10 protein-coding genes are annotated in these 10,473 nt (G+C 69.0%); 7 read left to right on the forward strand and 3 right to left on the reverse strand.

From position 1 onward, the window contains the following. Positions 1-11: 11 nt before the first annotated feature. The 7 genes from I3V78_RS15280 to I3V78_RS15310 all read left to right on the forward strand — a co-directional run bounded on the left by I3V78_RS15280 (position 12) and on the right by I3V78_RS15310 (position 8,116). Positions 12-710 carry a vWA domain-containing protein gene (locus tag I3V78_RS15280; RefSeq protein ID WP_204488593.1) on the forward strand — a complete coding sequence of 233 codons (699 nt, stop codon included), beginning with the start codon at positions 12-14 and terminating at the stop codon, positions 708-710. Further along, positions 697-1,509 carry a PP2C family serine/threonine-protein phosphatase gene (locus I3V78_RS15285; RefSeq protein ID WP_204488595.1) on the forward strand — a complete coding sequence of 271 codons (813 nt, stop codon included), beginning with the start codon at positions 697-699 and terminating at the stop codon, positions 1,507-1,509. Before I3V78_RS15280 ends, I3V78_RS15285 begins: the two co-directional genes overlap by 14 nt. Then, positions 1,500-2,798, forward strand: coding sequence for a protein kinase domain-containing protein (locus tag I3V78_RS15290; protein ID WP_204488597.1), 1,299 nt, complete (start codon positions 1,500-1,502; stop codon positions 2,796-2,798). Before I3V78_RS15285 ends, I3V78_RS15290 begins: the two co-directional genes overlap by 10 nt. Positions 2,799-2,931: 133 nt before the next feature. Then, positions 2,932-5,871, forward strand: a complete 2,940-nt coding sequence (locus I3V78_RS15295; RefSeq protein WP_204488599.1) for a discoidin domain-containing protein — start codon at positions 2,932-2,934, stop codon at positions 5,869-5,871. A 116-nt stretch (positions 5,872-5,987) separates the two neighbouring features. After that, complete coding sequence (locus tag I3V78_RS15300; protein ID WP_204488602.1) at positions 5,988-6,413, forward strand: helix-turn-helix domain-containing protein; 426 nt, start codon at positions 5,988-5,990, stop codon at positions 6,411-6,413. Beyond that, positions 6,410-6,811, forward strand: coding sequence for a DUF4180 domain-containing protein (locus I3V78_RS15305; RefSeq protein WP_239576436.1), 402 nt, complete (start codon positions 6,410-6,412; stop codon positions 6,809-6,811). Before I3V78_RS15300 ends, I3V78_RS15305 begins: the two co-directional genes overlap by 4 nt. A 267-nt stretch (positions 6,812-7,078) precedes the next feature. Further along, positions 7,079-8,116 (forward strand): hypothetical protein, encoded by a 1,038-nt coding sequence (locus tag I3V78_RS15310; protein ID WP_204488604.1) that lies wholly within the window; start codon positions 7,079-7,081, stop codon positions 8,114-8,116. Here the strand turns inward: I3V78_RS15310 and I3V78_RS15315 are convergent. The 3 genes from I3V78_RS15315 to I3V78_RS15325 form a co-directional block, all read right to left on the reverse strand. After that, the gene (locus I3V78_RS15315) at positions 8,054-8,692 is read right to left on the reverse strand and encodes an imm11 family protein (RefSeq protein WP_239576437.1); all 639 of its coding nucleotides are present in this window, start codon (positions 8,690-8,692) and stop codon (positions 8,054-8,056) included. The two genes, I3V78_RS15310 and I3V78_RS15315, sit on opposite strands and share 63 nt — an antisense overlap. 133 nt (positions 8,693-8,825) lie before the next feature. Next, entirely contained in the window at positions 8,826-9,500 is a 675-nt protein-coding gene (locus tag I3V78_RS15320) for a TFIIB-type zinc ribbon-containing protein (RefSeq protein ID WP_204488607.1), read from the reverse strand. 18 nt (positions 9,501-9,518) lie between these two features. Next, positions 9,519-10,304, reverse strand: coding sequence for a phosphatase PAP2 family protein (locus I3V78_RS15325; protein ID WP_239576438.1), 786 nt, complete (start codon positions 10,302-10,304; stop codon positions 9,519-9,521). Between the last annotated feature and the right edge of the window lie 169 nt (positions 10,305-10,473).

Consider the following 10,473-nt stretch of genomic DNA (forward strand, 5'->3'; position numbering starts at 1 on the left):
GAGACACGGACATGACGGAACTACCCGGTGGGCCCATCGCGACGCGGCCCCTGCATTTCATCTTCATCGCGGACTGCTCGGGCTCCATGGCGGGCGGGAAGATCCAATCGCTCAACCAGGCCGTGCGCGAGGCCCTGCCGCACATGCAAGACGTGGCGAAGGGCAACCCGAACGCCCGGGTGCTCGTGCGCGTGGTGCGCTTCGCCTCGGGTGCCCAGTGGCACGTCTCCCAACCCACGCCCGTGGAGGAGTTCTCGTGGACGGACCTGTCCGCCGATGGCTCCACGGACATGGGCCTGGCGCTGAAGCTGGTGACCGAGGCGCTCAAGACGCCGCCCATGAGCGAGCGGGCCCTGCCGCCCGTGCTGGTGCTGCTGAGTGATGGCTCGCCCACGGACGACTTCAACAGCGGTCTCAAGGATCTGATGGCGCAGGGCTGGGGCAAGAAGGCGGTCCGCATCGCCATCGCGATCGGCGAGGACGCCAACCTGGACGTGCTCCAGCGCTTCATGGGTCACCCGGAGCTGCGGCCGCTCGTGGCCCAAACCGCGAGGGATCTCGTGAAGTTCATCCGCTGGGCCTCCACGGCGGTGCTCCAGTCCGCCTCCGCTCCCGCGAGCCAGGCGCGCCTGAACCCGAACGTCAACGTGCCGCTGCCCGCTCCGCCCGCGCCCTCGCCGACCCCCCCGGACGCCAATGACGTCTGGTGAGCCCCGCATCGAGGGCCGCCGCGTGACGGGCGCGCGGCACCAGCGCGAGGGTCGACCCTGTCAGGACGCGATCGCCTGGGCGCGGCGCGCGGACACCTGGGTGCTGGCCGTCGCGGATGGCCATGGCTCCAGTCCCCGGGGCGGAGAGGGCGCCCAGCTCGCCGTGGAGGTGGCGGTGGAGTGGCTGCTCGACTTCCACGCGCGGCTCACCCCCGAACAGCGGACCCGTCCCGCCACGGTGCGGGAGTGGGCCCGGGAGCCCTTCGCCCGCAAGCTGGTGGGGGAGTGGAGCCGGCGCGTGCGGGAGTCCGTGGGTGAGTCGCCCCCGGAGGGCGACGTCCTGCGGGCGCACGGAACCACGCTGCTCGCGGTGCTGGTGGCGCCCGAGTTCGTGCTCTTCGCCCAGCTGGGTGACGGCGACATCCTCGTCGTCCAGGACTCGGGCCAGGTCATGCGGGGGGTGGAGCCGGATGAGCGCCACTTCGCGGACGAGACGGACTCGCTGTGCGGCCCCCAGGCGTGGCTGGCCCTGCGGGTGGCGGTCTGGCCACGTCCGCAAGGCGAGGTGCTCCTCTTGCTGGGCACGGACGGCTACTCCAACTCCTTCGAGAACCGGGCGGACTTCGAGCGGATTGGCCCGGACTACCTCGCCCGGGTGCGCGAGCGGGGCCTTTCCCAGGTGGCCGCGGAGCTGGAAGCCCTCCTCTCGCTGACCTCGGAGCGCGGCAGTGGAGACGACATCACGCTCGGGATGATCCACCTCCCGCGCGCCGGACACGGAGAAGACCCATGCGAGTGACGGACGAGCTGCCCCGGGGACTGACCACGGTCTCGGGCGAACGGGTGGACGTGGAGCAGCGGCTCGGCGCCGGCGGACAGGGCGAGGTCTACCGGGTCCGCGTGGGCGGTCAGACCCGCGCGCTCAAGCTCTACCACGCGCACATGGCCACGGCCTCCCAGCGGCGGGACATCGAGCGGCTGGTGCTCAAGGGGCCGCCGACCCCGCACTTCCTCTGGCCCTTGCAACTGGTGGTGGCGCCCTCGGGTCCCCGCTTCGGCTACGTGATGGCGCTGCGCGAGCCGCGCTTCCATTCCTCCGAGGACTTCATGGCGCGGCGTGTGGTGCCGGGCTTCCGTGCGCTCATCACCGCGGGCTACGAGCTGGCGTCCGCGTTCCTGAAGCTCCACGCCAGCGGGCTGTGCTACCGCGACATCTCCTTTGGCAATGTCTTCTTCGATCCGCGCACGGGCGATGTGCGCATCTGCGACAACGACAACGTCGACATCACGGGCAGCGGCCAGGGCGGCGTGCTCGGCACGCCTCGGTTCATGGCCCCCGAGGTGGTTCGCGGCGAGGCGGTGCCCTCGTCCGAGACGGATCGCTACTCCCTGGCCGTGCTGCTCTTCTACCTGCTGGAAGGGGGGCACCCCTTGGAGGGCGCCCGCGAGGCGGGCATCCGCTGTCTGGATCTGCCCGCCATGAACAAGCTGTATGGCACCGAGCCTCTCTACATCCACGATCCGGCGGATGACTCGAACCGCCCCGTGCCGGGCATCCACGACAACCCGCTGGCCTTCCATCCCCTCTATCCCGAGGCGCTGCGTCGGCTGTTCCTCCAGTCCTTCTCCGAGGGACTGCGCTCGCCCCATCGCCGGGTGATGGAGAGCGTGTGGTGCCGGGAGCTGCCGCGGGCACGGGATGCCCTCGTCTACTGCGCCCAGTGCGCCAGGCAGTGCTTCCATGATGGGGAGTCGCCAGGGGGCGCGCTGCGGTGCTGGTCCTGCGGAGCCCCTGTCCGACTGCCGCCCCGCCTCCGGGTGGGCCAGCGCCTCATCCTGCTCAACCACGACACCCGGCTCTACCGGGATCACCTCCACGAGGATCAGGACTTCGAGGAGGTGGTGGCCGAGGTCAGCCAGAAGCCGGGGGACCCGGGCCGCTGGGGCCTGCGCAACCTGACGACCGACAAGTGGACGTTCACCCGTCCGGACGGAAGCATCGCGGACGTTCCCCCCGGTGCGAGCGTGCCGCTCAAGACGGGCAACGTCGTGCACTTCGGCATGGCGCGGGGAGAGATCCGGGAGTGAGACGCGAGGGGCGCGCTCCAGGGCGGACGCCGTCTTTCCCATTTTGTTGGAAATTCATGTTATCCGTGTTTCCGGTTCGTTCAACGGGGACAGGGACATGACACGGCAAGGCACGACGACATCAAGGGGGTGGGTGTGGCCCCTCGCGCTGCTGGGCGCGGGGTGGTTGGCACTGGGGCCCGGGGAGGCCCGGGCCGCGAGCGGGAATCTGGCGCTCACGGCGACGGCCACGGCGTCGTCCGGGGTCGCGGGGAATGCCCGTGACGGCAGTCTGGCGACGGCGTGGACCGCCAGCACGACGGCGAGCGCGCAGTGGCTCCAGTACGACCTGGGCGGGTTGCACTCCCTGAGCCGCGTGGAGCAGTCCTTCACCCAGTCCGGCACCTGGCGCTTCAAGCTCGAGGCGTCGCTGGATGGGTCGCGCTGGGCCACGCTGGTGGACCGCACGACGGGCGCGGCGGGGCAGATCTTCGGCGAGGGCGTCCAGGGCACCTTCCGCTACGTGCGCCTGACGGTGACGGGCTCGCGTGAGGGCTTCGTGGCCTCCAGCCGGGAGCTGCGTGTCTTCGGCACCGACGAGGGCGACAACCTCGCGCCCGGCCGGTCCGTGACGGCCTCGTCGAGCCTCGCGGGCTACGAGCCCGGCAAGGCCACGGACATCCATACGGCGACCTACTGGGTCGCGGGCAGCGCGAGCCTGCCGCAGTGGCTGAAGGTGGACCTGGGCTCCCCGAGCCTCGTCACCGGGGTGGAGCAGAACTTCAAGGACGTGGACACCCACCGCTTCCAGATCGAGGGCTCGCTGGACGACAAGACGTGGACGGTGCTGCTGGATGGGAGCGCGGGCCTCTCGGGGCAGGCCTTCTCCCGGCGCGTGAGCGGTACCTGGCGCTATGTGCGCCTGACGGTGCGGGGCTCGGCGGCGGGCTACTGGGCGAGCAGCACCGAGTTCAAGGTGTATGGCTTCGCCAACCTGGCGCTGGGCCGCTCGGGCGCGGCGTCGACCGTGTCCCCGGGCTATGAAATCACCCGGGCCACGGACTCCAACGCGGCCACCTACTGGTGCGCCACCAGCGCGAGCATGCCGCAGTGGATGACCATCGACCTGGGCGTGCTGGCCGACGTGCGGCGGGTGGAGCAGAACTTCGTCGACGTGGACACCTACCGGTTCAAGATCGAGGGCTCCACGGACAACAGCACCTGGACGACGCTGCTCGACAAGTCCACCGGAGCCTCGGGCCAGACGTTCGGGCAGGACGTGCGCGGCACCTGGCGCTACCTGCGGCTGTCCGTGAGCCACTCCGCCGCGGGCCACTGGGCCAGCAGCCAGGAGTTCCGGGTGTTCGGCACGCCGCTCGAGCGCGACCTGGCCCTGGGGGCCTCGGCGTCCGCCTCGTCGCTCGCGCCCGGGTACGAGCCGGGCAAGGCGGTGGATGGCAATGGGACGTCCTACTGGTGCGCGAGCAGCCCCAGCGTGCCCGAGTGGCTCAAGGTGGACCTGGGCACGCCGAGCCTCGTGCGGCGCGTGGAGCAGTCCTTCGTGAACAGCGACACCCACCGCTTCAAGCTCGAGGGCTCCACGGACAACAGCACCTGGACGACGCTGCTGGACCGGTCCTCGGGGGCCGCGGGCAAGGACTTCGCGCAGGAGGTGAACGGCACCTGGCGCTACATCCGGCTCACCGTGCTGGGCTCGGCGGCGGGCCACTGGGCCAGCAGCCAGACGCTGAAGGTGATCGGCGTGGGCTCGCCGCTCCGGGCCCGGTGGTGGGAGGAGGGCGCGGGCGTCATGCGCTACTACCCCAAGTACTACAACAAGACCCTCAACACGATCGCGAGCGAGCTGGATGACCTGCGCGCGCGGGGCTACGGGGCCATCGAGCTCATGGCGCCCTATACCGGCCCGGCGGACGTGTGGGCGGGCCTGGGTGCCACGGACAACTACAGCATCGATCCGTCCATCGGCAGCATGTCGGACTTCCAGAACCTGCTCACCCAGGCCCGCGCGCGCGGCATGCGCGTGTTGATGTTCGGCAACGTCGGCTACGCGCGGGACACGGCCTCGTTCTTCGTGAAGGCGCAGGACGACAACCGCACCAACACGTATAGCAAGGAGCGCATGTGGTTCCACTTCCGCGCCACGGGCGGAGAGCGCTGGTACTGGAGCAGCCGCGCGGGGGCCTACTACTACGCGTTCTGGGGTCAGAACATCCCGTCCTACAACTTCAACACCCAGGAGTGGCGGGACGAGACGCGCAAGTACATCCGCTTCTGGATGGACAAGGGCCTGGATGGCTTCGCCCTGGACGCGCCCGCCGTCTATGACGGCATCACCCCGGCCATCAACAACGCGCACATCACGGACGTGCTGCGCGCCTACGACACGTGGGCCAACTCCGAGGGCGCCCCGGGGCCGGGCTACGTGACGGAGTGGCACTACAACAGCATCCAGGACTACGAGCTGACGAACTGGGGCGGCGCGGGCTTCAGCACCATCATCCCCGCCATCGACAACCAGAACCCGGACGGGCTGGAGAACATCCTGAAGAACAACCGGGATGCCATCAACGCCGCGGGCGGCATCACCCAGACGCCGCCGAGCTGGGAGGTCGCCGGGGTGCCCGCGAACAAGCGGCTCCTGGAGATCGCCACGCTGACCACGGTGGGCACGCTGTTCTACCTGCACAACGGCCAGCACACGCTCCTGCCCCACGAGTCCGTCATCCCCAACTGGTCCCAGGCGGACCAGGCGAAGCTCTGGAGCCTGATGCGTGCCCAGGCCTCGTACAAGGCCCTGGCGCCCACGGGGGCGCGCGTGAAGCTGCCCACGCAGGACAACCGCAAGTTCTACGCCTTCACGCGCACGAACAAGGACGGCTCCGTCAAGGCGCTGGTTATCCTGAACTACCAGGCCTCCAGCCAGACCGTCACCGTCAACCTGACCCACACCGGGCTCCAGATTCCCCAGACGCCCGTGGACCTGCTGACCGGGAGCACGGCTCCGGCCATCTCCTCCGCGAGCTACTCGGTGACGCTGCCGGCGTACGGGTACACGGTGCTCGGCGTGGACTAGAGCGGACGCCGCGCGATGGGGGGCGCACTCAGGGGGGGAGGGTAGGAACTTCCCTATCCTTCCCTATCCGGGAAGAAAAGTTGGTTTGAAAGGTAGTTTTGGGGTAGGATGCGTCCATGTCCCAGGACCTCTACACGGTCGAACAGGTCGCCAGCCTCCTGGACCTGCATGTCCGCACGGTCCGGGTCTACGTCCGCGAAGGGCGGCTGAAGGCCACGCGTATCGGCAAGCAGTACCGGATCACCCGCGAGGCCATCGAGGCGCTCACCGGCCGGTCGATGTCTCCGCCCGAGCGCCGCCGGAGCCACGTGGAGGTCTCCAGCATCGTCGAGATCGAGGACATCGAGCGCGATGCGGCCATGCGGATCGCGAACGGTCTGGTGGCGGCCTCCAACAGCTCGGACGAAGGCGAGAGTCCCCTGCGCGTCGACACGCTCTACGATCCGAAGCGCGAGCGCTTGAAGCTCATCGTGACCGGACCGCTCGGGGCCAACACCCGTTTGCTGCAACTCGTTGCCCTCTACCTGGAGAGTGAGTCATGACCGGAGTCAACGTGTCCGAGGCATCACCGACGGAGGGCCGCCCGCTGACAGGACAGACCCTGGAGGTGAACGGAGTGCGTGTCCTCGAACTGTCACCGGAGGGGCCGCGGATCCGGGATGCTTCCGAGTTGCTCAGCCTGGCGTGGGAGCATGAGGCGACGCTGGTCGCCATTCCCGCTGTGCGGCTGGGCGAGGACTTCTTCAAGCTCGCCACGGGCGTGGCTGGGGAACTGGCCCAGAAGTTCGTCAACTACCGCATGCGTCTGGCGATCCTGGGCGACATCTCGGCCCATGTGGCCCACAGCAAGGCGCTGCACGGCTTCGTCTACGAGTCGAACCGCGGGGCCTCGCTCTGGTTCGTGGCGGACCGTGAGGCACTCGTGGCGCGGCTGTCCTGAACGTCCAGCGCGGCCCCTCTGGCTCAATCCCAGCCACGGGGGGCGAGGGCCAGGAGGTGTGCGGCAGGGCGGCACGCGACGGCCGCCACACCTCGGAGCGAGGTGCTCCAACGAGCGCCTTGGCGCCGTGACTTCGGAGCGAAGGCTCGGGGAGGGGGCTTGCCTGGGTGAAGGACCCCGAGTACAGCCCCGCTCCCGGTGGAATCTCCTCACGCGCGTCCCTCGTCTCCCGCCGCGTCCTGGGTCCCCTGGGGACTCCTGACGCTGATGCTGGTCCATCACGTCGGCGTGTGGGCCGTGACGTCCTGGCGCGAGGACATTTCCCCGCTCGCCCTGCTCGATCGCTGGGATTCGATGCTCTACAGCATCATCGTGGCCGAGGGGTACCAGTGGCCCCTCTGGGTCTACTTCCCGCTCTATCCGGGCCTCGTGTGGCTCGTTCGCGCGGCGCTGGGCGGGGGACTGCCTCCCCAGGTCGTCGGCTGTGGCGTGTCCACCCTGTTCCTACTCGGGTTCGTGGCCTGGAACACGCGCTGGAGCCGCCAGGGCGTACTGCCTCCGCCCCTGTCTCCCCGGACACCTTGGGGCTGGTTTCTCCTGCTCTACGGCCCCGCGAGCTTCTCGCTGCACTCCCACCACACCGAGGCCCTCTTCCTCCTGCTATCCTTCGGCGCGCTGGCCTGCGCCTCGCGGGGGGCGCTCGGGCCCACGGTGCTCCTGTGCATGCTGTGTGTTTGGACGCGCAACCAGGGCTGCCTCGTGGCCATCACCGCCGCGCTCCTGCTCGCCGGCAATGCGTCCACGTGGCGTGAGCGCCTCCTGCGCTTTGGTACCGTGGGCGTGGGGGCCCTGCTGTCCTTTGGCGGGCTGCTGTTCTTCGAGTGGAGGATGGCGGGAGATCCGCTCGCGTTCATGCACGCGCAGACCGAGTGGCGCTACGTCGACTCCGTGTGGGGCGCCATTCGGGGGATCTGGTTTGGCAATCCCTGGCACGCGACGGGCGTGCCCCTGTGGATGAAGCTCCGGCACGGGTATGCCGCGCTGTGGCTGGTGGCCGCGCTGGCGCTGGGGCGGCGCCACCGGGCCCTGGGGCTCTATGTCCTGCTGTCGCTGTTGATCATGTTGCCCCAGGGCGACCTGGGGAACGCGTTCCGCTACAACACGGTGCTCTTCCCCCTGCTGTTCCTGGTGGGGGACGGGCTCGCCGAGCGGCCTGTCTGGCTGCGCTGGACGGTGGCGGTGCTACTCGTGGGGCTCAACCACGCGGTCACCCATGCCTATGCCGTCGAGGTCTGGGCCTATTGAGCCAGACACTTCGTCGAATCGCCCCCCCACCGCGCCGGTTCGTTCCAAGGCTGTTTTGATCTCCTGAGCAACGATGACCGGTGGGGGCCACCCCCAGATCCGGAACACGCGAGCATTGCCTACCTTGGATTCATCAATACGCAGACCAATCACCGAGCGGTACTCCCCGACTCGCTCTGGCCGCCCATCCTCCGCACTGTAGAGCAGAACTTCCGCGCATGCTTTCTCGTCAATGCACCGGACCGTCCGCGCCACGTTCACAAGATAGTAGGGCTCGGCCTGTCCTTGGACCTCGACCGGGATGAGCTGAACATCGCTGGAGGCCATCTCGCGGAAGACAGAGGCAACACGTGCATTGACGATGGGGACTTGTCCAACTCCGGCTGTATCAAAGTCCAGTGGGGTCCCGGGGCGATCAATCGGGACGCGGAGTCTCTCGCGGATGTCGACGGGTCGGCCATAGCTGAACTCCCAAACGTCTTCCAACTCCTGCCCGGTCAGGAGAGTTGGTTCTGCCAGGTACCAGCGCCCCGCCACATCCACATCAATGCCTAGCCGAAAAAAGCGGCGCTCCATGGGTCATGCCTCGGGATTCTTCGTGACCAGCTTCCGCCACTGGGTTGTCTGGGTGTTGACCCGCCGCGAAGCCCTTGAACCCCGAGGAAGTTGAAATGCCCAGGGGCGGGAGCGGACCCCGATACAGGGAGCTTCAGTTTCCCAGGCGTGAGAACAGCCAGTCGAGCGCGGAGGAGATGGGATCCACGGGGCTCCAGCGCACGTTCTTCATGACGGCCACGCTCGTGGACTCCTCCATGCTGGGGCTGGCGCGGGTGAGCGTGGGATCGTAGGGCGCTGACCCCGCGGGCGCGCAGCTGCCGCAGTAGAGCTGATCATTCACGGTGAAGGCGTGCTTGAGCTTCACGGTCCGCTTGCACGTGGCGCACTGGGACTTGGAGAGGGTCTCCGGCTCGAGCCGCGGCTTCAGGTCGAACTCCCGGTCCCGATCCGCGCGCGCGAGCTTTTGGAGTTGCTCCAACTCCCCGGCGTCGAGCGCCACGCCCTGGCAGGTCGTGCAGACGTCCACCTCCACGTCGTGCACCTTCGTCACGGCCAGCGGCGCGATGTTGCAGCGGGGACACGTGGGCGCGGGCCGGTGGCACTGCTCGCACTGGGGCACCTGGGAGAGCGGCGCCTGGCAGTCCTTGCACAGGCCATGTTTGCCGCGCGCCCGCCGCACGAGCGCCTCCGCGGCCGAGCCGCCCATGACCTTGGTGAGGGCATCGCCCTCGATCCACACGGAGGCGCAGCGGCCACAGCGCTCGCGCGGCAGGCTATCGGAGAAGGTGGGCAGCAGGGGACCCGGACAGAAGGCGCAGGTGCTCATGGGTGGGGTTCTTTTCTCTCAGAACGTGCCAGACAGCGACATGCCGCCCAGATTGCCAGACATCCGCATCGACACGCCCGGGCCCATGTCCGGGGTCGCGCTCCTCCGGCCGTGCAGCAGCAGGGGCACCGCCACGCCGAAGAGCGAGCCCGCCGCCGCGCCCACCACCACGTCCGAGAAGTAGTGTTTGTCCGCGCCCATGCGCATCACGCCCACCGACGCCGCCGCGGGCAGGCCCACCGCCCAGATGAGCCAGCTCTTGTCGTAGCCGCGCAGCTCGGACACCGTGCCCGCCGCCGTCACCAGCGAGAAGGCCAGGCTCGTGTGCCCGCTGTAGAAGGACAGGTTGTTGTCCGAGGGCTTCTCCGTGCGCGCCTTCTGCGCCTCGTCCAGCACGTGGACGAAGGGGCGCTCGCGGCCCACGGCGAACTTCACGGCCTGGTTGACCACCGCCGCCACCACCGCCGACTCGACGATGATGGTGGCGTCCTCCGCGGCATGGCGCATGGACGCGCCGTTGCTCGACCCCAGCAGGTACTGGGCGCCGAGCACGCCCACCGGCAGCACGCCGAAGTCCACCACGTTGCTCCAGGTGTTCCACGTGTGCCGGCCCTGCTCGGTGCGCGCCGCCACGCCCCGGCCCCACCGGTCCACGGCGTTGAGCGTGTCCGTGCCGTCGGGCGAGCGGTCGCACCAGCGGCAGGCGCTCGGGGCGAGCTGGGACTTGAACACCGCCTCGGTGGTGATCCACAACGCCCCGCCCACGCCCGTGATGAGGCCCTCGCGCGTCCAGTTGAAGTCCAAGGACTGGAGCCGGGGCGCGTCCGTCGCCTGTTGGGCCCGAGGGGGGAGGGCGGCGTCGGGGACGGGAGAGGAAGCAACCAGGGAGGCGATTGCTAGAAAAGTCAGGGCGGATGGCATGGCGTCGAGCATAAATGCGCCCCCCGCGTCGTTCTAGACTCCACCGCCCCGT

This window comes from Archangium primigenium (assembly GCF_016904885.1).
Taxonomy (GTDB): Bacteria; Myxococcota; Myxococcia; order Myxococcales; family Myxococcaceae; genus Cystobacter; species Cystobacter primigenius.